Origin of the sequence: Streptomyces sp. TP-A0874 (assembly GCF_001748085.1) — a bacterium.
In the GTDB taxonomy this organism is placed as follows: Bacteria; Actinomycetota; Actinomycetes; order Streptomycetales; family Streptomycetaceae; genus Streptomyces.
This window is the reverse complement of the sequence record NZ_BBZK01000003.1, coordinates 865,502-890,685: the sequence shown is the minus strand read 5'-3', so window position 1 is coordinate 890,685 and position 25,184 is coordinate 865,502. Positions and strand designations below refer to the sequence as shown.

The window sequence follows — 25,184 nt, the reverse complement described above, 5'->3', positions numbered from 1 at the left end:
GGCGGACCGACGGCTGCCGGAGGGGCCTGGTGAGGGGCGGGGGCCGTTGCCGCCCGCGCGTTCCGGCGACAACGGCCCCCCGCCGCTGCTGCCGGCTCAGCGGCCCCGAAGCTCGCGGTAGCGGTCCACCAGCGCGCGGGTGGAGGGGTCGAGACCCTGGACCGCCTCGCCCCGGGTGAGCGCGGGCTCGATCCGTTTGGCGAGGACCTTTCCGAGTTCGACGCCCCACTGGTCGAAGCTGTCGATGTCCCAGATCGCGCCCTGCACGAAGACCTTGTGTTCGTAGAGCGCGATCAGCTGGCCGAGCACTGAGGGCGTGAGTTCGCTCGCCAGGATGGTCGTGGTGGGGTGGTCGCCGTGGAAGGTGCGGTGCGGCACCTGCTCCTCGGGGACGCCCTCGGCTCGCACCTCGTCAGCCGTCTTGCCGAAGGCGAGCGCCTGTCCCTGCGCGAACAGGTTGGCCATCAGCAGGTCGTGTTGGGCGGCGAGCCGCTCGTCGAGTTCACCGACCGGCCGGGCGAATCCGATGAGGTCCACGGGGACCAGCTTGGTGCCCTGGTGGAGCAGTTGGTAGTAGGCGTGCTGCCCGTTGGTGCCGGGGGTGCCCCAGACGATCGGACCGGTCTGCCAGTCGACGGGACGGCCCGCGCGGTCGACCGATTTGCCGTTGGACTCCATGTCCAGCTGCTGGAGGTAGTCCGTGAAGCGGGAGAGGTAGTGGCTGTAGGGCAGCACTGCGTGCGACTGGGCGCCGAGGAAGTTGTTGTACCAGACGCCGAGGAGGCCGAGGAGCATCGGCGCGTTCTCCTCGGGCCGGGTGCAGAGGAAGTGCTCGTCGACCAGGTGGAAGCCGGCCAGCATCTCGCGGAAGCGGTCCGGACCGATCGCGATCATGAGGGAGAGACCGATGGCCGAGTCGTAGGAGTACCGGCCGCCGACCCAGTCCCAGAACTCGAACATGTTGGTGGTGTCGATACCGAACTCCGCGACCTTCTCGGCGTTGGTCGACACCGCGACGAAGTGCTTGGCGACGGCCCGCTCGTCGCCGCCGAGCCCCGCCAGCAGCCAACTCCGGGCGGAGGTGGCGTTGGTGATGGTCTCGATGGTGGTGAAGGTCTTGGAGGAGATGACGAAGAGCGTCTCCTCCGGATCCAGTCCGCGGAGCGCTTCGTGGAGATCGGCGCCGTCGACGTTGGAGACGAACCGAAACTGGAGGTTCCGGTCGGTGTACGGCCGGAGCACCTCGTAGGCCATGGCCGGCCCCAGGTCCGACCCCCCGATCCCGATGTTCACCACCGTCCTGATCCGCCGTCCGGTGTGCCCGGTCCAGTCGCCGGAGCGGACCCGGCCGGCGAACACCGACATCTTCGCCAGGACCGCCTGGACGGCGGGGACGACGTTCTGCCCGTCGGTCTCGATGACGCTGTCGTGCGGGGCGCGGAGCGCCGTGTGGAGCACCGCGCGGTCCTCGGTGGTGTTGATCCGCTCGCCACCGAACATCGCGTCCCGCAGCCGCTCCACTCCGGTGGCCGCCGCCAGCTCCTGGAGCAGGGCGAGCGTCTCGTCGTTGACCAGGTGTTTGGAGTAGTCGAGGTGGAGATCGCCCACCTGGAGGGAGTAGCGGGCGGCACGCTGCGGATCGGCGTCGAACAGCTCACGGAGCCGCACCTTCCCCAGCCGCTGCCGATGATCGACCAGCGCCGTCCACTCGGGCCGCCGGTCCAGCCTGATACGGGTTTCGCTGTTCATCTCCGCCATCAGTCCCACTTCTCTACTCGCTCGAACCTGCCCCGCTGGGTCTCCAACCTAAGGGATCAAGCCGCCGTAGAAGGGGTGCCTCCGACCTCCGGCCGCCGCACGGCGGGGACCAGCGACACCACTCCGAGCAGGAACAGGGCGGCGGCGAGCAGGGCGGGGGCGTTCAGCCCCCAGGCAGTGGCGACCACACCGCCCAGCAGGGCACCCAGCGGAGTCACCCCGACGGAGACGGTGCGGAACGCCGAACTGACCCGCCCCAACATGCCCAGCGGACTGCGCTGCTGCATCAACGTCACATGGATGACGTTCCAGACCATTCCCACGAAACCGAAGGCGGCCATGGCGGCCATCGCCACCGGAAGGCTGCGCGCCAGGCCGAGCACCACCAGGCAGACGACCTGCAGCGCCCCGCCGAGCATCAGGGTCAGGGGGGCTCCCAGCAGTCGGGCGAGCCGTCCCGCGACCAGGCCGCCGACCACACTGCCCACCCCGTACGCCGTGATGACGGCCGCGTAACCGGTCTCCCCCGCGTCCAGCCACCCCGTCACATGGAGCACGAGCGTGGCGATGAGCGCACCGACCCCGATGTTGCAGAAGACCTCCGAGGCGCACAGCACCCGGAGCATCCGGTCCCGCCACAGCGTCCGCAGCCCCTCGGCGATGTCGCGCCGCAACGTGGCGCCGGCCGCGCGTGGTTCACGGAGCACCCTCTCGACCCGCACGCCCGCCACCAGCAGCGCGGCCAGGAGGTAGGTGACGGCGTTCACCCCGAAGGGCGCCGCGATGCCGAGGACCAGCAGCGCCGGTACGAGAGGCGCGGCGACGAAGGATCCGGCGATCTGCTGCCCCGTCATCAGCCGGGCGTTCGCCGTCGGCAGTGCGGAGTCCGGAACGACACAGGGGAGCAGCGCCGTGGCGGCGTTGTCGAAGAGCGTCTGGAGGGTGGTGAGGGTGAAGGCGAGCCCGAGGAGCAGCGCGATGGTGGCGTGTCCGAGCAGGACGGCTACCGAGAAGCCGGCCATCAGCAGCCCGCGCAGGATGTCCACCGCCCACATCGCACGGCGCTGGTCCACCCGGTCCGCCACCGCTCCGCCGAGCAGCCCGAAGACCAGCCAGGGCAGGAAACCGCAGGCGGTGACCAGGGAGACCAGCAGCGGCGAGTCGGTCAGCGAGACGGCCAGCAGCGGTAGCGCCGCGCTCCGCAGGGCGTCTCCGAACCGGGAGAGTACGGCCGCGCTACACAGCAGCCCGAACCCGCCGCGCCAAGTGGGCCGCACTGGTGCCGGCCCGGCATCCGTCACGGTTATCGGGTCAGCGACCGTTCCGCCGTGTCGTTCTGCTGACTCGTCCATCCGCCTTCTCCGGGCACCCGTACCGCAATCAGACGCCGGACGGTAGCAGCAGTGAGTGACAACGAACGCCGGTTCGGGGGAGCCTCAGGAGCGGTGCCGCGGCAGGTGCCGGGACGCGGTCGGTGGTGGGCCGGGTTCCGGCGGGCGGGGCCGTTGCGGGAGGGCTTCGGCGGTCAGCCCGGGCCGACGGCCGGTGGGGCTCCGGCCGGGGGTGCGTCCGCTGTCAGATCTCGCCCCGCAGCTTGGCGAGCGCCTCGGCGAGGATCGCTTCCCCGTCGGCGTCGCTGCGCCGCTCCCGCACGTAGGCCAGGTGGGTCTTGTAGGGCTCGGTCCGCGGCGGGTCCGGCGGGTTGTCGCGGTCCTGGCCCGCCGGGAACCCGCAGCGGGGGCAGTCCCACGTGTCCGGCACCTGCGCGTCGCTGGCGAAGCTCGGTTCCGTCTCGTGCCCGTTCGAACACCAGAAGGAGATGCGCAGACGCGGCGCCGCCTCGCCTCGCTCAGCCTCTCCCATCGGCCCCGCTCCGACCCGGCTACCACGGATCGCGTTGCCACTTGCCACGGTCGTAACTCCCTGCGTGATGGTGCTGCGAGCATCGGTGGGCAGCTCGGCTGCCGAGCACCCCAGTCTACGTAAGGCCCAACGCGCGTCCAGTCACGGGAACTAACGGCCGTAACACTGTTCCGGAGCAATCACGGGAGCCGATCCACCGGGCTCCCTACACGGAGCGGACCAGCAGGGAGCGGATCAGCTGTCCAGTTTCATCAGCACGCCGAGCACGGCGATGCAGGCGAACCAGAGCAGACCGACCACCACCGTGATCCGGTCGAGGTTCCGTTCCGCCACCGAGGAGCCGCCGACGGAGGACTGCATACCGCCTCCGAACATGTCGGAGAGACCGCCGCCCTTCCCCTTGTGCATCAGTACCAGCATCATCAGCAGCAGGCTGAAGAAGATGAGGAGGATGGAGAACCCCAGGACCACGGCTGGACCAACTCTCTGCGATGTGACGGCGGCATTGCTGTGTGTGAACGTTTCGGGGGCCGGAACAGTGACGCAGCACCGCGCCGGCCCCCGACAGAGTACGACGGAGTAGCCCCTCCGGCCCACTCAGAACGGTCTCAATCTGTCCGGAAGGCCGTGGTGGGAGCGTTTCTACTGGTCACGGAACCGGATGATCTTCACGAACTCGTCGGCGTCCAGCGCCGCCCCGCCGACCAGCGCACCGTCCACATCGGGCTGGGCCATGATCGCCGCGACGTTGCCGGACTTCACCGAGCCGCCGTACTGGATCCGGACCCCGTCCGCCAGCTCCCGCGAGTACAGCTCGGCGAGCCGGCCGCGGATCGCACCGCAGACCTCCTGGGCGTCCTCCGGGGTGGCGACCTCGCCGGTGCCGATCGCCCAGACCGGTTCGTAGGCGATCACGATCATCTCCGCCTGCTCGGCGGGGACGTCCTTCAGCGCGCCGTCGACCTGCGCGAGGGTGTGCGGGACCTGGTTGCCCGCCTTGCGGACGTCCAGCCCCTCGCCCACGCAGAGGATCGGGGTGATGCCGTGCTTGAAGGCCGCCTTGACCTTGGCGTTGACGATCTCCTCGTCCTCACCGTGGTACTGGCGGCGCTCGGAGTGGCCGATGGCCACGTAGCGGCACTTCAGCTTGGCGAGCATCGGTCCGGAGACCTCTCCGGTGAAGGCGCCGGAGTCGTGCGCGGAGATGTCCTGGGCACCGTAGGCGATCTTGAGCTTGTCACCGTCCACCAGGGTCTGCACCGAACGCAGGTCGGTGAAGGGAGGGAGGACGGCGACCTCGACGGCCTCGTAGTCCTTGTCGGTGAGGGCGAAGGCGAGCTTCTGGACATGGGCGATGGCCTCGAGGTGGTTGAGGTTCATCTTCCAGTTGCCCGCCATCAACGGCGTACGGCCCTTGGGGGTCTCGGTCATCGGTCAGTCCTCCAGTGCTGCCAGGCCGGGGAGCGTCTTGCCTTCGAGGTACTCGAGGCTCGCGCCGCCGCCGGTTGAAATGTGGCCGAATGCGTTCTCGTCGAATCCGAGCGTCCGTACCGCTGCGGCGGAGTCGCCGCCGCCGACGACCGTGAAGGCGCCCTTCCCCTCCTCGGGGGAGGCCGCGTCGATGAGCGCCTGGGCGACCGCGGCCGTGCCACCGGCGAAGTCGGGGTGCTCGAAGACCCCCATCGGCCCGTTCCAGAAGACGGTGGCCGCGTCGGCGAGCTTGCCCGCGAAGAGCTTCCGGCTCTCCGGGCCGATGTCGAGTCCCATCAGGTCGGCGGGGAAGGCGTCCACCGAGGTCGTCACCGCGGTCACCGGCGCCTTGGCCCTGAGGTCCGGGAAGGCGCCGGCGGCCAGCACGTCCACCGGCAGCACGAACTCCACGCCCCGCTCGGTGGCCCTCCGCAGGTAGTCCTGGACGGTCGGGACCTGGTCTTCCTGGAGCAGCGAGGCCCCGACCTCGTGGCCCTGCGCCTTGAGGAAGGTGTAGGCCATACCGCCCCCGATGAGGATGCGGTCCGCCTTCTCCAGCAGGTGGTCGATCACCCCGAGTTTGTCGGAGACCTTGGCGCCGCCGAGTACCACGGCGTAGGGACGCCGGACGTCCTCGGTGAGCCGCTTGAGGACGGCGACCTCGGTGGCGATCAGCCCGCCCGCGGCATGCGGCAGCCGGGCCGGCAGGTCGTAGACGGAGGCGTGCTTGCGGTGCACGGCGCCGAACCCGTCTCCGACGTAAAGTTCGGCGAGCTCGGCCAGTCGGTCGGCGAACGCGCCCCGCTCGGCGTCGTCCTTGCTGGTCTCTCCCGGGTTGAAGCGGAGGTTCTCCACGACGGCGACCTCGCCGTCGCCGAGCCCACGGACCGTCGAGCGGGCCGAGTCGCCCACCGTGTCGTCGGCGAACGCCACGTCGGCGCCGAGGAGTTCACCCAGGCGGCGGGCGGCGGGGGCCAGCGAGAAGCGTGGGTCGGGTTCGCCCTTCGGCCTGCCCAGGTGGGAGGCGACGATGACCCGGGCGCCGGCCGCGGCGAGTTTGCTGATCGTCGGAAGGACGGCGCGGATCCGGCCGTCGTCGGTGATGGTGCCGCCGTCGAGCGGCACGTTCAGGTCGGCGCGGACGAAGACCCGCCGGCCCGAGACCTGGAGGTCGTCGATCGTCTTCATGAGGGTGGACTCCTTCGTGGCGTCTGCGCGCGGGGCGGAGCGGCCACCGCTCGGTCAGGTGGCCGGCCGGAACCCCGTCGGGCGGTATCCGGCTGCTGGAACGACGGACAGGGCCCGTGCGGCGCGGCGGTGCGCTGCCCGAGCCCTGTCGTTCACATCGCGTTCTCCGCCGCGGTCAGAGCCGGCCGCCGACGAAGGTGGTCAGATCCACCAGGCGGTTGGAGTAGCCCCACTCGTTGTCGTACCAGCCGACGATCTTGACCTGCTTGCCCTGGGCCATCGTCAGCTGGGAGTCGAAGGTGCAGGAGGCGGGCCAGTTGACGATGTCCGAGGAGACGATCGGGTCCTCGGTGTACTCCAGGATGCCCTTGAGCTGGCCTCCGGCGGCCTGCTGGAAAGCGGAGTTGACTTCGTCTCGGGTGACCTCGCGGTCCAGCTCCAGGACGAGGTCGGTGACGGAGCCGGTCGGAACCGGCACCCGCATGGCGATGCCGTCCAGCTTCCCCTTGAGCTGCGGGAGCACCAGCGCGGTGGCCTTGGCGGCCCCGGTGGAGGTCGGGATGATGTTCTCCGCGGCGGCGCGGGCGCGGCGGAGGTCCTTGTGCGGGAAGTCCAGGATGCGCTGGTCGTTGGTGTAGGCGTGGACCGTCGTCATCATGCCGCGGACGATGCCGAAGGACTCGTCCATGACCTTGGCCATCGGCGCCACGCAGTTGGTGGTGCAGGAGGCGTTGGAGACGACGTGGTGCTGCGCCGGGTCGTACTTGTCCTGGTTGACGCCCATCACGATCGTGAGGTCCTCCTCCTTCGCGGGCGCGGAGATCAGGACCTTCTTGGCGCCGGCGGCGAGGTGCTTGGCGGCGTCGGGGCGCTTGGTGAAGATGCCGGTCGACTCGATCACGATGTCGGCGCCGAGCTCTCCCCAGGGAAGTTCGGCCGGGTCACGCTCAGCCATCGTCCGGAAGGTCTGGTTGCCCACCGTGATGGTGTCCTCGGTGTGGCTGACCTCCTGCTTCAACCGACCCAGAATCGAGTCGTACTTGAGCAGGTGGACCAGGGTGGCGTTGTCGGTCAGGTCGTTGACACCGACGATCTCGATGTCCGCGCCCTGCTCAAGGAGCGCGCGGAAGTAGTTGCGACCGATACGGCCGAATCCATTGATGCCTACGCGGATCGTCACGAAACCGATCTCCTCGTTGGTGCGCCGGTGCGACACCGGCGTGCTGTATGGGATGTCCCCGACCACGTCCGACCCTACCTCTAAGAGGGGACGTACGCGGCATTGGCGGTAACGCTCACCCCAACGTGGAGAGCCGGTTTCCCGGGCCGCGTTCAGCTCACCATTTCGCCGGGCAGATCCTCGGACATCTCTTCGGTCAAGTTCGATTCCGTGGTCGGAATGCCGAGGTCCTGGGCGCGCTTGTCGGCCATCGCCAACAGCCGCCGGATCCGGCCGGCCACGGCGTCCTTGGTCAGCGGCGGATCGGCGAGCGCCCCCAACTCCTCGAGTGAGGCCTGCTTGTGCTCCATGCGCAGTCGGCCCGCCGCGGCGAGGTGGTCCGGCACCTCGTCGCCGAGGATCTCCAGGGCCCGCTGGACCCGGGCGCCGGCGGCCACCGCGGCCCGTGCCGAACGGCGGAGGTTGGCGTCGTCGAAGTTGGCCAGCCGGTTGGCCGTGGCGCGCACCTCGCGGCGCATCCGCCGCTCCTCCCAGGCAAGCACGGACTCGTGGGCGCCGAGCCGGGTCAGCAGGGCGCCGATGCCGTCGCCGTCCCGGACCACCACCCGGTCCACGCCGCGCACCTCGCGCGCCTTGGCCGGGATGCCCAGCCGCCGGGCCGCACCGACCAGCGCCAGCGCCGCCTCGGGCCCCGGGCAGGTGACCTCCAGGGAGGAGGACCGGCCGGGCTCGGTCAGCGAGCCGTGGGCCAGGAACGCCCCGCGCCAAGCCGCCTCGGCGTCGCAGGTGGCGCCGGAGACCACTTGCGGGGGCAGCCCCCGGATCGGGCGGCCGCGCCCGTCCACCAGGCCGGTCTGCCGAGCGAGTTGGTCGCCTCCGGCCACCACGCGTACCACGTAGCGGCTCCCCCTGCGCAGTCCACCGGGGGCCATCACCACCAGGTCGGAAGCGTGCCCGAAGATCTCCAGGACGTCCTTGCGCAGTCGCCGGGCCGCGATCCCGGTGTCGAGTTCCGCCTCGATCACGATGCGACCGCTGACCAGGTGCAGTCCGCCGGCGAACCGCAGGATCGACGAGACCTCCGACTTCCGGCAGCAGGTCCTGGTGACGGGGAGTCGGGAGATCTCGTCCTTCACCGCAGCCGTCATCGCCATGGGCCGATCCTTCCATACATGCGAAAAATACGGTCGTACGCGGCTGCCAACCGCTCCGGGTCGTGTCGGGCGGTGCCTCCCCGGCCGTCCGCCTCGGAGGTGTCCCCCGCGGCGGCGACCCGGGCCAGTTGCAGCGTGCCGCCCAACTGCTCGGCGGCCTCGGCCAGGCTTTCCCGGTCGGGCACGGCGTCCTCGTCGGCGAGGACCGCGTCAAAGGCGAGTTTAGGGGCGTGTCGGGCCAAAACCTCCAAATGACGCTGCGGTGAAAAGCCCTCGGTTTCTCCGGGCTGCGGTGCCAGATTGAGCGAGAGCACCCGCCGGGCCTTGGTCTCCATGAGCGCGTCGAGCAGCTCGGGCACGAGCAGATGGGGGATCACCGAGGAGAACCACGACCCCGGGCCGAGTACCACCCAGTCGGCGTCGAGCACCGCCTCCACGGCCTCCGGAACGGCCGGCGGGTCGTTCGGCACCAGGTGCACCGACTGCACCTCACCCGGTGTCAGGGCGACCGTCGCCTGACCGCGGACGGTGCTGATCTCCTCGGGCAGCGCGGGGTCGTGGCCGCGCACCAGCGCCTGGAGTTCCAGCGGTACTGCGGACATCGGCAGGACCCTGCCGTGCGCCCCGAGCAGCCTCGCCACCCACTCCAGCGCCCTGACGTGGTCACCGAGCTGTTCCCAGAGGGCCACGATGAGCAGGTTGCCCACCGCGTGGTCGTGCAGGTCCCCGCCGCTGGCGAAGCGGTGCTGGACGACCCGCGCCCAGGTCTGCCCCCACTCGTCGTCCCCGCAGAGCGCGGCGAGCGCCTTGCGCAGGTCGCCGGGCGGCAGCACCCCGAGCTCGTCCCGGAGCCGGCCGCTGGAGCCGCCGTCGTCAGCCACGGTCACCACCGCGGTCAGTTCTCCGGTGATCCGGCGCAGCGCCGCGAGCGAGGCGGACAGCCCCATACCGCCGCCGAGCGCGACCACCTTGGGCGCCGTGCCCCGCCTGCGGGTGCGGCTGGGCCGGGACTCGCCGCCGCCGGCGGTCCGCTCGGGCACCAGTCGCCGCACCCGTCCCAGCCGAGACGGTTTGCCCCTCGTCACTCCCGCCCCATGTCCCGGTGGACGACGACGGTCTCCACCCCTTCGGAGGCGAGCCTGGCGGCGAGCTTCTCGGACATCGCGACGCTGCGGTGCTTGCCGCCGGTGCAGCCGACGGCGATGGTCACGTAGCGCTTGCCCTCCCGGCGGTAGCCGCTGGCGATGAGGCGGAGGAGCTCGGTGTAGCGGTCGAGGAACTCCTTGGCCCCGGGCTGGTTGAAGACGTAGCCCGACACCTCCTCGTTGAGTCCGGTGAACGGGCGCAGCTCCGGCACCCAGTGGGGGTTCGGCAGGAAGCGGCAGTCGGCGACCAGGTCGGCGTCGACCGGTAGGCCGTACTTGTACCCGAAGGACATCACGGTAGCCCGGAGCTCCGGCTCCTCCTCACCGGCGAACTGGGCGTCCATCTTGGCGCGCAGTTCGTGGACGTTGAGACCGGAGGTGTCGATCACCAGGTCGGCGTCGCCACGCAGCTCCCGCAGCAGGCTCCGCTCGGCGTCGATGCCGTCGACGATCCGCCCGGAGCCCTGCAGCGGGTGCGGCCGGCGGACGGACTCGAAGCGGCGGACGAGCACCTCGTCGGAGGCCTCCAGGAAGATCACCCGGCGCTTGACCTGCTTGGCGTCCAGATCCGCCAGCGCCTCGCGGAGGTTGTCGAAGAACCGCCGGCCGCGGACGTCGACCACCACCGCGATCCGGGCCACGTTCCCCTGCGAACGGGCGCCCAGGTCCACCATGGTGGGGATCAGGGCGGGGGGCAGGTTGTCGACGACGAACCAGCCGAGGTCCTCCAGACACTTGGCGGCGGTGCTGCGGCCGGCGCCGGACATTCCGGAGATGATCACCAGCTCCGGGATCGGGGCCTGCTCGGTCCCGCCTTCGGCCGCCGTACCTCTGTTCACCGGCGCTCCTCCTCTGTCGCCGCCCTGGGGCCCGCGGCCCGTGGCGGTGCCGCGGTCTGTGTCGCTGCCGTTCTCGCTCATCGCGCCTGTCCTCGTTCCGCCGCAGCCGTGCCGGGCTCGGCCTCGTCTTCGATGATCTCCCCGGTGGCGGTGTTCACCGCGGGAGCGGCCGGGGCCGCCTGGGCGAGCGCGGCGACGACGGTCTCGGCGGTCTTGCGGCCGACTCCGGGCACCTCGCAGACCTGGTCGACGGTGGCGGTCCGCAGCCGCTTGACCGAACCGAAGTGCTTGAGGAGCGCCTTGCGCCGGGTCTCGCCGAGGCCCGGAATGGTGTCCAGCGGGCCGGCCCGCAGCGTCCTACCGCGCTTGCTGCGCTGGTAGGCGATGGCGAAACGATGCGCCTCGTCGCGGACCCGCTGGAGGAAGTAGAGCCCTTCGCTGCTGCGGGGCAGCACCACCGGCTCGTCGTCGTCCGGCAGCCAGACCTCCTCAAGGCGCTTGGCCAACCCGCACACGGCGACGTCGTCGATGCCGAGTTCGTCGAGGGCGCGCCGGGCGGCGGTGACCTGTGGGCGGCCGCCGTCCACCACGACCAGTTGCGGCGGATAGGCGAAGCGCCGGGCCCGGCCGGTCTGCGGGTCGATCGGCCCGCTCTGCACCTCGTCGGCGTCGGCCCCGCCGGGGACCGGGACCGCCTCCGGATCCGCCACCGGACCGCCGTCCCGCTCTTCCTCCCACTCCCCCGTCTTCTGCTTCTCCAGCAGGTAGCGGCGGAAGCGGCGGCTGATCACCTCGTGCATCGAGCGGACGTCGTCCTGCCCCGCGCCATGCCAGACCTGCTCCTCCCCCACCCGTCCCTTGATCTGGAAGCGGCGGTACTCGCTCTTCCGGGCCAGGCCGTCCTCGAAGACGACCATGGAGGCGACGATGTCCTGGCCCTGGAGGTGGGAGATGTCGAAGCACTCGACGCGCAGCGGGGCCGAGTCGAGTCCGAGCGCCTCGGCGATCTCCTCCAGCGCGCGGGAGCGGGTGGTGAGGTCCGAGGCCCGCTTGCTCTTGTGCATCACCAGGGCCTGCTCGGCGTTCCGCTGCACCGTCACCATGAGGTCGCGCTTGTCCCCGCGCTGCGGGGTCCGCAGGTCGACCCGGGAGCCGCGGCGCTCGGCGAGCCAGGCGGCGGCCGGCCCGGCGGGCTCGGGGACGGCAGGTACGAGCACCTCCCGGGGGACGCCCTCACCCGACTCGTCGGCGTAGAGGTGCTGCAGCGCGTGCTCGACGAGATCGGCGGTGTCCACCGCCTCCACCTTGTCGGTCACCCAGCCGCGCTGACCGCGCACCCGGCCGCCGCGTACGTGGAAGATCTGCACCGCCGCCTCGAGCTCGTCCTCGGCGACGGCGATGAAGTCCGCGTCGGTGGCGTCGGCGAGCACCACGGCGTTCTTCTCCATGGCCCGCCGCAGCGCCTCCAGGTCGTCCCGGAGCCGGGCGGCCCGCTCGTACTCCATCAGCTCGGCGGCCTCGCGCATCTCCCGCTCGAGCCGGCGCAGGTAGGCGCCGGTGCGGCCGGCCATGAAGTCGCAGAACTCCTCGGCGAGGTGGCGGTGCTCCTCCGCCGTCACCCGACCGACGCAGGGTGCCGAGCACTTTCCGATGTAGCCGAGCAGACAGGGCCGGCCGATCTGGGCGGAGCGCTTGAAGACTCCGGCGGAGCAGGTGCGGACGGGGAAGACCCGGAGCATGAGGTCCACCGTCTCCCGGATGGCCCAGGCATGCGAGTACGGTCCGAAGTAGCGAACCCCCTTCCGCTTCGATCCACGCAGTACCTGGACCCGGGGGAACTCCTCGTTCAGGGTGACCGCGAGCGAGGGGTAGCTCTTGTCATCGCGGTACTTGATGTTGAAACGCGGGTTGTACTCCTTGATCCAGGAGTACTCGAGCTGGAGCGCCTCCACCTCCGTGGAGACCACCGTCCACTCCACCGAAGCCGCGGTGGTGACCATCGTCCGGGTGCGGGGGTGCAGGCCGGCGAGGTCCTGGAAGTAGGAGGAGAGCCGCTGTCGGAGGCTCTTGGCCTTCCCGACGTAGATCACCCGACGGTGCTCGTCACGGAACCTGTAGACCCCCGGCGAGTCGGGGATCTGTCCCGGCTTGGGTCGGTAGCTACTGGGGTCTGCCATGTTTCCCACCCTACTGGCGACCACCGACGGTCACGATCGCTTCCCCTGTCCGGGCGCTCGGTCCACGCCGGGGCCGGGCCCACCAGCACGGTGGACCGGTCTCAGCCCGCGACCAGCTTCCCGGAGTCGACCCTGACGGGCACCCGCGGCAGCTCCTCCACGGCGGGACCGGCGAGGACCTTCCCGGTGTCGACGGCGAAGCGGCTGCCGTGGCAGCCGCAGACCGCCTCGGCGACCTTGACCGCGCTCAGCACACACCCCCGGTGGGTGCAGAGGGCGCTGAACGCCCGATACTCGTCGGCTGCCGGCCGGCTGACCAGGATCCGGGCTTCCGCGTACAGCTTGGCCCCGCCGACCGGCACGTCCTCTGCCTCACCCAGCTCCACCGGGGCGGTGGGCGAGGCGGCGCGGCGGCCACCGCCGGCGCCGTCGGACCCCGTCTCCGGTGCGCAACCGCTGATCGCGGCCCCGGTCAGGCCGGCGACACCGGCCAGCGCCGCGGAGCAGAGCACGGTCCGGCGGGGGGCGGGGCGGTCGGGCATGGTGGCTCCACTGCGTTCGGCGGGGTCTCGTATCAGACCATATCGGCTGAGAGCGCAGCCGGCCGAAGCCCCTCGGGAGCGCGCGGTCCTGGGCGGCGGCCGGCACCGGGGGGCCGGTTGGACGCCCCCGCCGTGGGCACGGAAGGATCGGAGCCGTGATCGTGATAGCTGGAGAAGCCCTGATCGACCTGGTCCCCGCGGCAGCGAGCGCCGAGTCCGCTCCCGGGGTGCCCGGGACCGACGCGCTGTCCCCGCGGCGCGGCGGCGGCCCCTACAACACCGCGGTGGCGCTGGGCCGGCTGGGATCGCCCACCGCCTTCTGCTCCCGGGTGTCGACCGACCGGTTCGGTCAGGGGCTGATGAGCGGACTCCGGGACGCCGGAGTCGACGTCTCACTGGTGCAGCGGGGGCCGGAGCACACCACCCTGGCGGTCGCGGAGATCGGGGAGGACGGCTCGGCGGGCTACAACTTCTATGTGGAGGGGACCGCCGACCGCCTCTTCGAGCTCCCCGAGCGGCTGCCCGAGGCGGCGACCGCGCTCTGCGTGGGCACCTGCTCGATGGTGCTGGAGCCGGGCGCGAGCGCCTACGAGGCGCTGCTGCGGCGGGAGGCGGCGCGCGGGCTCTTCACCATGCTCGACCCCAATATCCGTCCCGGCCTGATCGGGGACCCGGAGGCGTACCGCGAGCGTTTCCGCTCCTGGCTGCCGCACACCGCGCTGGTCAAGCTGTCGGTCGAGGACGCGGAGTGGCTCGGTGGCCGGCCGCAGGAGTGGTTGGAGCAGGGTCCCTCGGCCGTCGTGCTGACCCGGGGCGGCTCGGGCCTCTCGGCATGGACCCGGGAGGGCGAGATCTCCGTGCCGGGGGAGCCGGTCGAGGTGGTGGACACCATCGGCGCCGGGGACACCGTGAACGCGGCGCTGCTGCACCGGCTGGCGACGGTCGGAGCACTGTCCCGCCCCGCGGCCGCGGGGCTCGACGCGGCCGGTTGGCGCGATGTGCTGGCCTTCGCGGCCCGCGCCGCGGCCGTCACCTGTTCCCGTGCGGGAGCCGAACCGCCCTACGCGGCGGAGTTGGCCGACTGACGGCCGCCGGACGGTGCTCCCCGAGAGGGCCCGTTCCAGGAGCGGGGCGGGAACGGACGGAGGAGGCCCGGGACGGCCGGGCCTCCTCCACAGGCCTTGATCACCTGAGCACAGGATGACAGGACCGGCAGCCCAGCGCCCGGGCTGCCGGCCGGGACGGGCTAACGCCGCCGCCTCGTCTTTCTGGCACCGCCGTCCGCGCCGCGGGAGAACGCCGCGTCGCTGACCCGGTTCCCCAGCACGTCTCGGAGGAACTTCCCGGTGTGGCTCGCCGGTTCCGCCGCCACCTGCTCGGGGGTGCCCTCGGCGACGACGAGGCCACCGCCGTGGCCACCCTCCGGCCCCATGTCCACGATCCAGTCCGCGGTCTTGAGCACATCGAGGTTGTGCTCGATGACGATCACGGTGTTCCCCTTGTCCACCAGCCCGGACAACACCTTGATCAGCTTGCTGATGTCCTGGAAGTGCAGCCCGGTGGTCGGCTCGTCCAGCACGTAGACCGTGCTGCCGGTCGAGCGCTTCTGCAACTCGCTCGCGAGCTTGACCCGCTGGGCCTCGCCCCCCGAGAGGGTCGGCGCCGGCTGGCCCAGGCGGACGTAACCGAGCCCCACCTCGTTGAGGGTGCGCAGGTGCCGGGCGATCTTGGGGACCGCCTCGAAGAAGTCGAGGGCCTCCTCTATCGGCATGTCCAGCACTTCCGCGATGGACTTGCCCTTGTAGTGCACCTCCAGGGTCTCGCGGTTGTACCGCGCACCGTGGCAGACCTCGCACGGTACGTACACGTCCGGCAGGAAGTTCATCTCGATCTTGATCGTGCCGTCGCCGGAGCAGTTCTCGCACCGGCCGCCCTTGACGTTGAAGGAGAAGCGGCCCGGCAGGTAGCCGCGGACCTTCGCCTCCGTCGTCTCCGCGAAGAGCTTGCGGACGTGGTCGAACACACCGGTGTAGGTCGCCGGATTGGAGCGCGGGGTACGACCGATCGGCGACTGGTCGACGTGGACGACCTTGTCCACCAGTTCGTCGCCGTCCACCCGGGTGTGCCGGCCCGGGACGGCCTTGGCTCCGTTGAGCTCGCGCGCCAGGTGGGTGTACAGGATGTCGTTCACCAGCGTCGACTTACCGGAACCCGAGACCCCGGTGACCGCGGTGAGCACCCCCAGCGGGAAGGAGACGTCGATGTCCCGGAGGTTGTGCTCCCGGGCGCCGCGGACCGTCAGGCGCCGTTCGGTGTCGACCGGCCGCCGGTCCTTCGGAAGCTCGATCGCCTCCGTTCCGGAGAGGTACCGCCCGGTGATCGACTCCTCGTTGGCCAGGAGTTCCTTCAGCGTCCCGCTGTGCACCACCTGGCCGCCGTGCTCGCCGGCGCCGGGACCGATGTCCACGACCCAGTCCGAGGCCTTGATGGTGTCCTCGTCGTGCTCGACGACGATCAGCGTGTTGCCCAGGTCCCGCAGGCGCACCAGGGTTTCGATCAGCCGGTGGTTGTCGCGCTGGTGGAGGCCGATCGACGGCTCGTCCAGCACGTACAGGACCCCTACCAGGCCCGAGCCGATCTGGGTGGCGAGCCGGATCCGCTGCGCCTCACCGCCGGAGAGGGTGGCGGCCGCGCGGTTCAGCGAGAGGTAGTCGAGGCCGACGTCGACGAGGAACCTCAGCCGCTCGTTGACCTCCTTGAGCACCCGCTCAGCGATCCGCCGCTCCCGCGCCTCCAGCTCCAGGCCGCTCAGGAAGTCCGCGCAGTCGTTGATCGACATCCCGGAGATGTCGGCGATGGACCTCCCGTGGACGGTGACGGCCAGCACGATCGGCTTGAGGCGGGTCCCCTCACAGGTCGGGCAGGGCACTTCGCGCATATAGCCCTCGAAGCGCTCCCGGCCGGTGTCCGTCTCCGCCTCGGCGTACCGCCGCTTGACGAAGGGGATCGCCCCCTCGAAGGAGGTGGTGTAGGCGCGCTGGCGTCCGTAGCGGTTGCGGTAGCGGACCTCGATCCGCGTCCGGTGCCCGTTCAGCAGCGCCTTCTTGGCCCGCCGAGGCAGGCCGGCCCAGGGGATGTCGGTGCGGAAGCCGAGCTCCTCGGCGAGGGCGCCCACCAGCCGGTTGAAGTACTCCTTGGTGTGCCCGTGCGACCAGGGGTGGATGGCGCCCTCGTCCAGCGAGCGTTCCTCGTCGGGCACGACCAGCTCCGGGTCGACCTCCATCCGGGTGCCGATGCCGGTGCAGTCGGGGCAGGCTCCGAAGGGTGAGTTGAAGGAGAAGGAGCGGGGCTCCAACTCCTCGAAGGAGAGGTCGTCGTACGGGCAGTAGAGGTGCTCGGAGAACATCCGCTCCCGTTGCGGATCGTCCGGCTCCAGATCCACGAAGTCCAGGATCACCATGCCGCCGGAGAGGGCGAGGGCGGTCTCCACCGAGTCGGTCAGCCGCCGCTTGGCGCCCTCCTTGACCGTGAGGCGGTCGATGACCACCTCGATGGTGTGCTTCTCCTGCTTCTTGAGCTCGGGCGGCTCGCTCAGCCGTACCGTCTGCCCGTCCACCCTGGCCCGGCTGTAGCCCTTGGTCTGGAGGTCGGAGAAGAGGTCGACGAACTCGCCCTTCCGCTCCCGCACCAGCGGCGAGAGCACCTGGAAGCGGCTCCCCTCCTCGAGGTCCAGTACCCGGTCGACGATCGCCTGCGGCGACTGGCGGGAGATCGGGCGGCCGCACTCGGGGCAGTGCGGCTTGCCGATGCGGGCGAACAGCAGCCGCAGGTAGTCGTAGACCTCGGTGATCGTGCCGACCGTCGAGCGCGGGTTGCGGGAGGTCGACTTCTGGTCGATCGAGACCGCCGGCGAGAGCCCCTCGATGAAGTCCACGTCCGGCTTGTCCATCTGGCCGAGGAACTGCCGAGCGTAGGAGGAGAGGGACTCGACGTAGCGACGCTGCCCCTCGGCGAAGATCGTGTCGAAGGCGAGGGAGGACTTGCCCGAACCCGACAGCCCGGTGAAGACGATCAGGGAGTCGCGGGGCAGGTCGAGCGAGACGTTCTTGAGGTTGTGCTCACGAGCGCCGCGGATGAGGAGACGGTCGGCCACGCCGGTCGGCACCTTTCTTGAGGAGGAGGAAGCCAGGGCGGAGCCCCGGAATCCAGGGTAGGGGGCGCCACAGCGAGCTCTTGGGGAAGCAACCCTGAGCTTATAGCACGCACATTCGATTCTGCGGGCTCTCGGGTTTCTTTCACCCGGACGAGTATCAACGCTCCGCGGCCCCCGCTTCATCCCGCTGACCGGATCCCTTCGGTCAGGATCGACCGCGGCGGTTCCTGTCCGATTCAGCCCGATACCGACCGTCACGAGGTCGGCGGCCACGACGACCCGGCAACCACCGAACGGCGTACCGCACGCAGCGAACCCGAGACCCGCGGCCACCGGATCGGGGCGGGCGCGGCACTCGCGACCCCGTGCACCGGGAAGCGGGCGGCAGCACACCGGGTGCCGGACCGCCGGCGGAGCGCGGGCCCCGGCTGTCCTGTGCGCCCGCCGGTGGGGATGCGACAACCCTTAGTGTGGCCCCCATGACGTACAGCGGAAGGGTCACGGTCGGCGGACCCGCGGATGTGCACGAACTCACTGACCTGATGATCTCCAAGGTCGCCGTCGGCCCGATGGAGAACAACGCCTATCTACTGCGCTGCCGGGCCACCGGCGAGCAGCTGCTCATCGACGCGGCCAACGAACCGCGCACCCTGCTGAACCTCGTCGGCGAGGACGGCCTCGTCTCCGTGGTCACCACCCACCGGCACGGCGACCACTGGCAGGCCCTCGGGGAGGTCGTCGAGGCGACCGGCGCCCGCACCCTCGCCGGACGGTACGACGCCGAGGGCATCCCGGTCGCCACGGAGGTGCTGGTCGAGGACGGGGACACCATCCGGGTCGGCCGCGTCGAACTCACCGCCCGCCACCTGGTCGGTCACACCCCCGGCAGCATCGCCCTGGTCTACGACGACCCGCACGGACATCCCCACCTCTTCACGGGCGACTGCCTCTTCCCCGGCGGCCCCGGCCGGACGACCAGCACCGAGGAGTTCACCAGCCTCATGGACGGCCTGGAGGAGAAGATCTTCCCGCTGCCCGACGAGACCTGGGTCTACCCGGGGCACGGCAACGACACCACACTCGGCGACGAGCGACCGCACCTGCCGGAGTGGCGCGCCCGCGGCTGGTGAGCCGGAGCGGTGGCCGGCGGGGACAGTTCCCGCCGGCCCCGGTCGAACGGGACACCGCTCAGTCCGCGTCCCGCCTCCCGCCGGTGACCGCCTCCCGCTCCGCCTGCTTCCGGGAGGCCCTGAGACTGGAAGCCGTGGTGACGAGGAGGACACCGCAGATCACCGCGAGCGAGACCGGGGTGCTGATCTCGGGAACGGCCGCCCCGGACTCGTGAAGCGCGTGGAGCACCAGCTTCACCCCGATGAACCCGAGGATGGCCGAGAGGCCGTACGAGAGGTGCACCAGCCTCTCCAGCAGTCCGCCGATCAGGAAGTACAGCTGACGCAGCCCCATCAGGGCGAAGGCGTTCGCGGTGAAGACGATGTACGGGTCCTCCGTCAGCCCGAAGATGGCGGGGATGGAGTCCAGCGCGAAGAGGACGTCCGTGGTGCCGATGGCGACCATCACCACGAGCATCGGGGTGAGCAACCGCTGCCCGTCCCGGACCACGAACAGCCTGGTGCCGTGGTAGTCGTCGGTGGAGGGGAAGCGGCGGCGCACCAGCGCGAGGAAGCGGTTCTCCCGGAACTCCTGCTCTCCCTGGCCCGAGTCGCCCGCCCCGGCCTCCCGGAGAAGCTTCCACGCCGTCCAGATGAGGAACGCGCCGAAGAGGTAGAAGACCCAGGAGAAGTGCGCGATGATCGCGGCCCCGCCGGCGATGAAGACCGCGCGCAGCACCAGGGCGATGAGCACCCCCACCATCAGCACCCGCTGCTGGTAGCTGCTCGGCACCGCGAACTTCGCCATGATCAACACGAACACGAACAGGTTGTCGACGCTGAGCGACTTCTCGGTGATGTATCCGGCGGTGAACTCGCCTGCCGGTCGGCCACCGCCGAAGAGCAGCAGGGCGAGCGCGAACACCGCGGCCAGCAGCACCCAGACCGTGGTCCAGGCAGCGGCTTCCTTGATGGTGACCTGGTGCGGCTTCCGGCCGCCGACGAAGAAGTCAACGGCGATCAGGAGACAGAGACCGACGACGGTCAGCGTCCAGACGGTCAGGGAGACGTCCACTGCGTTCCTCCGGGCAGAGTCCTACGGCTCGGAGCTCCCCGGGACGGGCGGCCGGCCGCCGCGTCGCGCGGGTGCGACGTGTACCGGCCGAGCGCGGTGAGGAGCCCTTATAGCTCTGGTGCTGCCGGAGGTCTCTTCCGCCCGCTGAATTCCGGGCCGACGGCCCGGGCTCGCGGCGGCCCGGGACCGGGCCGTCGCTCACCGTACTGACGGGCGCATCGCGTAAGGAGTACTCCCCTCCGCTGCGGCGAGAGTAGCAGGAAGCCCAAGGAAGCGTAAAATATTCACCAAAAGCCCAGGCGGCGCGGGGTTGTGGGACGGGGCGAGCAGTTCCAGGACGGCGAGGACGGCCGAGGCCCCGCGGAGAGGCTCCGGCCCCCACGGCGTGCGGCGGGTGGGTCCCCGCCGAGCCGGAAGCCCCGCGGCAGGGCCCCGGGCTTCCGGTCGACGCGGTGCGGGGCACTCACCATCGGCGGCCGGGGGACGAACCACCGCCAGGACCGCGACGGCCGCCCCCTTCCGCCACCGGCACCGCCTACAGGTGCGGCAGTATCGCCGGCATCAGGTCCTGGAAGGTCCGCCCGTTGGCGGGCTCCCCGATGGCCGTCATCTGCCAGCCGCCGCCCACCCGGTGCACCTTCGCCATGATCTGCGCGGTGTACTGACCACCACCGGTGAGCGTGTAGCGGGCGGTCTCCTGGCCGGTGGTCTCGTCGACGAGACGGCAGAACGCGTTCTCGACCTCGGCGAAGGTCTGGCCGGTGAAGGAGTTCACCGTGAAGACGATCTGGTCGACGTGGGCCGGCACCCGCCGGAGGTCGACCGAGATCGACTCGTCGTCGGCGCCCTGGCCGGCTCCCCCGGAGAGGTTGTCGCCCGAGTGCTGTACCGAGCCGTCGTCACTGGTGAGGTGCCGGAAGAACACCACGTCCACCGGCCGCTCGCCGTCGAACAGCACGGCCGACGCGTCGAGGTCGATCTCCCGTGCCCGGAAGGCGAAGAACCCGCGCCGGGGAGCCGCCTTCCAGCCGAGCCCCATCCGCACCGCGGTGAGGGTCCCACCGCCGGACTTCTCCAGGCTGATGCCCTGCCCCTTCGCCAAGCTGACACTCACCGCTGTCCCCTCTCAACTTCACTGAACAGCAGCCGATTTTCTGGATATCGACTGGTCTGTACGGTCGCGGTGAAAGACTAGGCAGGACAGCGCCCGGGAGGACACCCCCGGTGTTGTTTGTGTCGCAGCTGCTACAGAGCGCCTCCGGGTCAGGAGAGCCCCGCCTCCCTCATCTGCCGTAGCTCCTTCTTGAGTTCGCCGACCTCGTCCCGGAGCCGTGCCGCGACCTCGAACCGCAGGTCGGCGGCGGCGGCCCGCATCCGTCCGGTCATCTCCTCGATCAGCCCGGCGAGCTCGGCGGCCGGCCGGTCCGTCAGCGCCCTCCCGCCGTCGCCGGACGGCGTCCTGCCACCGGGGTCGGGGACCCCCGCCTTGATCTCCTGCGGTGCGTCCGCGCCCTCCCCGGCGGTGCGCTCCCCGCCCTTCCGGTAGCCGGTGCCCAGCAGCTCGCGGGTGTCGACCTCCTCCCGGGCGATCGCGGCCACGATGTCGTTGATCTTCTTCCGCAGCGGCTGCGGATCGACACCGTGCAGGGTGTTGTAGGCGATCTGCTTCTCCCGGCGCCGGTTGGTCTCGTCGATCGCCTTCTCCATCGCCGGCGTGATCCTGTCGGCGTACATGTGAACCTGCCCGGAGACGTTGCGGGCGGCCCGGCCGATGGTCTGGATGAGGGAGGTTCCGGAGCGGAGGAAGCCTTCCTTGTCGGCGTCGAGGATCGCGACCAGCGAGACCTCCGGCAGGTCGAGGCCCTCCCGCAGCAGGTTGATGCCGACCAGCACGTGGTACTCACCGGAGCGGAGCTCCCGGAGCAGCTCGACCCTACGCAGGGTGTCGACGTCGCTGTGCAGGTAGCGGACCTGGATGCCGAGCTCCAGGAAGTAGTCGGTCAGATCCTCGGCCATCTTCTTGGTGAGGGTGGTGACCAGGACCCGCTCGTCCCTCTCGGTGCGGAGCCGGATCTCGTGCACCAGGTCGTCGATCTGCCCCTCGGTGGACTTCACCACCACCTGCGGGTCCACGAGTCCGGTCGGCCGGATGATCTGCTCGACCTGTCCGTCGGCCCGGGAGAGCTCGTAGTCTCCGGGGGTTGCCGAGAGGTAGACGGTCTGACCGATGCGCTCCGTGAACTCCTCCCACTTGAGCGGGCGGTTGTCCATGGCGGAGGGCAGTCGGAAGCCGTGTTCGATGAGGGTCCGCTTCCGGGAGGCGTCGCCCTCGTACATCGCCCCGATCTGCGGCACGGTGACGTGCGACTCGTCGATCACCAGGAGGAAGTCCTCCGGGAAGTAGTCGAGCAGGGTGTGCGGGGCCGAGCCCGGTTCCCGGTCGTCGATGTGCCGGGAGTAGTTCTCGATGCCCGCGCAGGAGCCGACCTGGCGCATCATCTCGATGTCGTAGGTGGTGCGCATCCGCAGCCGCTGGGCCTCCAGCAGCTTGCCCTGCTTCTCCAGCCGGGCCAGCGTCTCCTCCAGTTCCTGCTCGATCCCCGTGATGGCCCGCTCCATCCGCTCCGGGCCGGCGACGTAGTGGCTGGCGGGGAAGACGTAGAGCTCCTCGTCCTCGGAGAGGACCTCGCCGGTGAGGGGGTGGAGGGTGGACAGCGCCTCGATCTCGTCGCCGAACATCTCGATCCGGACGGCGAGCTCCTCGTAGACCGGGAAGATCTCTATGGTGTCGCCGCGGACCCGGAAGGTGCCTCGGGTGAAGGCCATGTCGTTCCGGGTGTACTGGATGTCGACGAAGCGGCGGAGCAGCTGGTCCCGGTCGTACTCCTCGCCGACCTTGAGCGGCACCATCCGGTCGACGTACTCCTGCGGGGTGCCCAGACCGTAGATGCAGGAGACGGAGGCCACCACGACGACGTCCCGCCTGGTCAGCAGCGCGTTGGTGGCGGAGTGGCGGAGTCTCTCGACCTCCTCGTTGATCGAGGAGTCCTTCTCGATGTAAGTGTCCGACTGCGGTACGTAAGCCTCGGGCTGGTAGTAGTCGTAGTACGAGACGAAGTACTCGACCGCGTTGTTCGGAAGCAGCTCGCGGAACTCGTTGGCGAGCTGGGCGGCGAGCGTCTTGTTCGGCGCCATCACCAGGGTCGGACGCTGGAGGCGCTCGATCATCCACGCGGTGGTCGCCGACTTGCCGGTCCCGGTGGCACCGAGCAGCACCACGTCCTTCTCGCCCCCGGTGATACGCGCCTCGAGGTCGTCGATGGCGGACGGCTGGTCGCCGCTGGGCTGATAGGGGCTGACGACCTCGAAGGGCGCCACCTTGCGTTCGATGTGGGATACGGGCCGCATGGTTTCCACGGTACGTCCCCGCACCGACAAACCAGCTGGTGATCGTCGCGCCCACCGCTCCGGCGGCAGCCCCGCGATCGTCTCGCCACCGCCGCCGCGGTGGCCGGCCGACCGGGGACGCATCGTCTGGGCGGCTGGGAAAAACCAGCGGGAACAGCAGCGATCAACCTGTTTTCTGGGTAAGTCGCCGTCAGTGCTCAGTTGTTCGACATCACATGTCCGGATGGTGGTTGCCGGCGTGTTCCCGTAAAGTCCGTTTTCTCAACGGACATCCGGCGAGCACCTCTTGCGGGTCGATGTCGAACTTCTGGCTCCGTCATGCTCCCTCACTCGAAGGCGGCACATGGACCGACACGTTCACGCAATCGTGTGCTTGTTCAGCCTCCGGCCACTCCGAGACCGTCCGTCGTTAGCCCGCGCCTGCGAACCTCAGCGCGTCCTTGACCAGACAACGCGAGGAGTCCACGTGCTCAAACGCCCTGTCGCAGCCGTAGTCGCCGCGCTCATGGGGTTCTCCGCGCTCTCCGTCTCCGCCTCGTCGGCAGAGGCACTCGGGCGTTCACACCCGCCGGTGCTCGTAGCGCACCGCGGCGCCTCCTCCTACGCCCCCGAGAACACCCTGGCGGCGGTCGACGAGGCCCGGGACCGCCATCTGCCCTGGGTGGAGAACGACGTCCAGCGCACCAGGGACGGCAAGCTCGTCGTCATCCACGACACCACGCTCGGCCGCACGACCGACGCCGAGGACCGCTATCCGGACCGAGCGCCGTGGAACGTGTCAGACTTCACACTCAGGGAGATCAAGCGGCTCGACGCGGGTGGCTGGTTCTCGGCGGAGTACCGGGGCGAGCGGGTGCCGACCCTCACGGAGTACCTGCGCACCATCACCCGCAACGGGCAGAACCTGCTGCTCGAGATCAAGTCGCCGGAGCTCTACCCCGGCATCGAGCAGCAGATCCTGGACGAGCTGCGGGCCGGTGGCTGGCTGGACCGCGACCACGTTCGGAACCGGCTCATCATCCAGAGCTTCAGCGCCGACAGCGTGCGCACCGTCCATCAGCTCCGGCCCGATGTGAAAACCGGTTTCCTGGGCACCCCGGCCGTGGCCGAGCTCGCCGACTACGCCCGCTTCACCGACCAGATCAACCCCAGTCACACCACGATCGACGCCGATTACGTGAAGGCGGTCCACCGGTTCAGGGGCCCGCACCACGCGCCGCTGGAGGTGTACACCTGGACGGTCGACGACGGGCCGACCGCACGCTCGCTCGCCCGTTACGGCGTCGACGGCATCATCAGCAACTCCGCCGACGTCGTCCGCGCCGCCCTCCGCGGCCACCATCCGGACACGGAGTCGCCGACCGAGGCACTCCTCCCGGCCGGGCGTTGATCGAGCCCGACCCACCCCGGCAAGGCCGGCAGGCCGTGTCCCGTGCGTCGGGACACGGCTCGTGCCGTTTCCGGCCGCTCCCGGCCGCACCGGGGCCCCGGGCGGACGGAAGCGGTCGCCGGTCCGGAGCGGGCGGTTAGGCTCTCCCGGTGAGCGCAGTGAGCTGGACGGTACTGGAGAGCCCCATCGGCCCGCTCTTCGTCGCGGCGACCGACCGCGGGCTGGTCAAGGTCGTCTTCAACGCCGACCAGGACCGGGTCCGCCGCACGGTGGCGGCCCTGGCGAGCCGGTGCGGCACGGAGCCGGTGGCGGCCCCTGAGGCCCCGGGGCTCGCCGAGGCGTCCCGGCAGCTGCGGGAGTACTTCGCCGGCGGGCTCCGCAGCTTCACCCTCGAACTCGACTGGTCGCTCTCGGGCGGCTTCAACCTCCGGGTGCTCCGGGAGCTGGCGTCCACCGTGCCGTACGGGGCGGTCGTGGGGTACCAGCAGTTGGCGGACCGGGTGGGCGAGCCGGGCGCGGCCCGAGCGGTCGGCGCGGCCATGGGGTCGAATCCGCTGCCGGTCGTGGTGCCCTGCCACCGGGTGGTCGCCAGCGACGGGGGGATCGGCGGCTTCGGCGGCGGTCTGGAGGCCAAGCGCACCCTGCTGGCGCTCGAAGGCGTCCTCCCGGCACCGCTCTTCTGACCTGGAGCGAACCGCCGGTCACTCTGAGCCCGGGGCGGTCGGGGTCGCCC

The 25,184-nt window shown here is 70.4% G+C and carries 20 protein-coding genes; 4 read left to right on the top strand and 16 right to left on the bottom strand.

Annotated features, from left to right (window positions below):
- Positions 1 to 96: 96 nt before the first annotated feature.
- From pgi to BGP73_RS03570, 12 genes are all read right to left on the bottom strand, one after another.
- Entirely contained in the window at positions 97 to 1,749 is a 1,653-nt protein-coding gene (pgi, locus tag BGP73_RS03625) for a glucose-6-phosphate isomerase (RefSeq protein WP_069812110.1), read from the bottom strand.
- A 65-nt stretch (positions 1,750 to 1,814) separates the two neighbouring features.
- The gene (locus BGP73_RS03620; protein ID WP_079127166.1) at positions 1,815 to 3,110 is read right to left on the bottom strand and encodes an MFS transporter; all 1,296 of its coding nucleotides are present in this window, start codon (positions 3,108 to 3,110) and stop codon (positions 1,815 to 1,817) included.
- 223 nt (positions 3,111 to 3,333) lie between these two features.
- Positions 3,334 to 3,669, bottom strand: coding sequence for an RNA polymerase-binding protein RbpA (locus BGP73_RS03615; RefSeq protein ID WP_079127165.1), 336 nt, complete (start codon positions 3,667 to 3,669; stop codon positions 3,334 to 3,336).
- 186 nt (positions 3,670 to 3,855) lie between these two features.
- Positions 3,856 to 4,092, bottom strand: coding sequence for a preprotein translocase subunit SecG (gene secG / locus BGP73_RS03610; RefSeq protein WP_069811901.1), 237 nt, complete (start codon positions 4,090 to 4,092; stop codon positions 3,856 to 3,858).
- A gap of 171 nt (positions 4,093 to 4,263) precedes the next feature.
- Positions 4,264 to 5,052, bottom strand: a complete 789-nt coding sequence (tpiA, locus tag BGP73_RS03605; protein ID WP_069811900.1) for a triose-phosphate isomerase — start codon at positions 5,050 to 5,052, stop codon at positions 4,264 to 4,266.
- 3 nt (positions 5,053 to 5,055) lie between these two features.
- Positions 5,056 to 6,279, bottom strand: a complete 1,224-nt coding sequence (locus tag BGP73_RS03600) for a phosphoglycerate kinase (protein WP_069811899.1) — start codon at positions 6,277 to 6,279, stop codon at positions 5,056 to 5,058.
- 175 nt (positions 6,280 to 6,454) lie between these two features.
- Positions 6,455 to 7,459 carry a type I glyceraldehyde-3-phosphate dehydrogenase gene (gene gap / locus BGP73_RS03595; RefSeq protein ID WP_069812108.1) on the bottom strand — a complete coding sequence of 335 codons (1,005 nt, stop codon included), beginning with the start codon at positions 7,457 to 7,459 and terminating at the stop codon, positions 6,455 to 6,457.
- Between the two features lie 152 nt (positions 7,460 to 7,611).
- Entirely contained in the window at positions 7,612 to 8,613 is a 1,002-nt protein-coding gene (gene whiA, locus BGP73_RS03590) for a DNA-binding protein WhiA (RefSeq protein WP_069811898.1), read from the bottom strand.
- Positions 8,604 to 9,698: a gluconeogenesis factor YvcK family protein gene (locus BGP73_RS03585; RefSeq protein WP_069811897.1), complete on the bottom strand. Its 1,095-nt coding sequence runs from the start codon at positions 9,696 to 9,698 to the stop codon at positions 8,604 to 8,606. Before BGP73_RS03585 ends, whiA begins: the two co-directional genes overlap by 10 nt.
- Complete coding sequence (gene rapZ / locus BGP73_RS03580; protein WP_069812107.1) at positions 9,695 to 10,597, bottom strand: RNase adapter RapZ; 903 nt, start codon at positions 10,595 to 10,597, stop codon at positions 9,695 to 9,697. Before rapZ ends, BGP73_RS03585 begins: the two co-directional genes overlap by 4 nt.
- A gap of 77 nt (positions 10,598 to 10,674) precedes the next feature.
- Positions 10,675 to 12,774 (bottom strand): excinuclease ABC subunit UvrC, encoded by a 2,100-nt coding sequence (gene uvrC / locus BGP73_RS03575; protein ID WP_069811896.1) that lies wholly within the window; start codon positions 12,772 to 12,774, stop codon positions 10,675 to 10,677.
- A gap of 101 nt (positions 12,775 to 12,875) precedes the next feature.
- Complete coding sequence (locus BGP73_RS03570) at positions 12,876 to 13,316, bottom strand: Rieske (2Fe-2S) protein (protein WP_069811895.1); 441 nt, start codon at positions 13,314 to 13,316, stop codon at positions 12,876 to 12,878.
- A gap of 155 nt (positions 13,317 to 13,471) precedes the next feature.
- On the opposite strand from BGP73_RS03570, the gene BGP73_RS03565 reads away from it, so the two are divergent.
- A complete protein-coding gene (locus BGP73_RS03565; protein ID WP_069811894.1) occupies positions 13,472 to 14,401 on the top strand; it encodes a carbohydrate kinase family protein in 930 nt (309 codons plus the stop codon).
- Positions 14,402 to 14,562: 161 nt separating this feature from the next.
- Here BGP73_RS03565 and uvrA read toward each other — a convergent pair whose 3' ends face one another.
- The gene (uvrA, locus tag BGP73_RS03560; protein WP_069811893.1) at positions 14,563 to 17,469 is read right to left on the bottom strand and encodes an excinuclease ABC subunit UvrA; all 2,907 of its coding nucleotides are present in this window, start codon (positions 17,467 to 17,469) and stop codon (positions 14,563 to 14,565) included.
- 479 nt (positions 17,470 to 17,948) lie between these two features.
- Between uvrA and BGP73_RS03555 the strand changes: the two genes are divergently transcribed.
- Positions 17,949 to 18,599 carry an MBL fold metallo-hydrolase gene (locus tag BGP73_RS03555; protein WP_069811892.1) on the top strand — a complete coding sequence of 217 codons (651 nt, stop codon included), beginning with the start codon at positions 17,949 to 17,951 and terminating at the stop codon, positions 18,597 to 18,599.
- Positions 18,600 to 18,657: 58 nt separating this feature from the next.
- Here the strand turns inward: BGP73_RS03555 and BGP73_RS03550 are convergent, their stop codons facing one another.
- The 3 genes from BGP73_RS03550 to uvrB form a co-directional block, all read right to left on the bottom strand.
- Positions 18,658 to 19,653 carry a TerC family protein gene (locus BGP73_RS03550; protein ID WP_069811891.1) on the bottom strand — a complete coding sequence of 332 codons (996 nt, stop codon included), beginning with the start codon at positions 19,651 to 19,653 and terminating at the stop codon, positions 18,658 to 18,660.
- A 535-nt stretch (positions 19,654 to 20,188) separates the two neighbouring features.
- A complete protein-coding gene (locus BGP73_RS03545; protein ID WP_069811890.1) occupies positions 20,189 to 20,767 on the bottom strand; it encodes a TerD family protein in 579 nt (192 codons plus the stop codon).
- Positions 20,768 to 20,916: 149 nt separating this feature from the next.
- On the bottom strand, positions 20,917 to 23,061 hold the full coding sequence (gene uvrB / locus BGP73_RS03540; RefSeq protein ID WP_069811889.1) for an excinuclease ABC subunit UvrB: 2,145 nt from the start codon (positions 23,059 to 23,061) through the stop codon (positions 20,917 to 20,919).
- A gap of 466 nt (positions 23,062 to 23,527) precedes the next feature.
- On the opposite strand from uvrB, the gene BGP73_RS03535 reads away from it, so the two are divergent.
- Positions 23,528 to 24,451 carry a glycerophosphodiester phosphodiesterase gene (locus BGP73_RS03535; RefSeq protein ID WP_107473936.1) on the top strand — a complete coding sequence of 308 codons (924 nt, stop codon included), beginning with the start codon at positions 23,528 to 23,530 and terminating at the stop codon, positions 24,449 to 24,451.
- 149 nt (positions 24,452 to 24,600) lie between these two features.
- Complete coding sequence (locus tag BGP73_RS03530; RefSeq protein WP_069811888.1) at positions 24,601 to 25,134, top strand: methylated-DNA--[protein]-cysteine S-methyltransferase; 534 nt, start codon at positions 24,601 to 24,603, stop codon at positions 25,132 to 25,134.
- Positions 25,135 to 25,184: the final 50 nt, after the last annotated feature.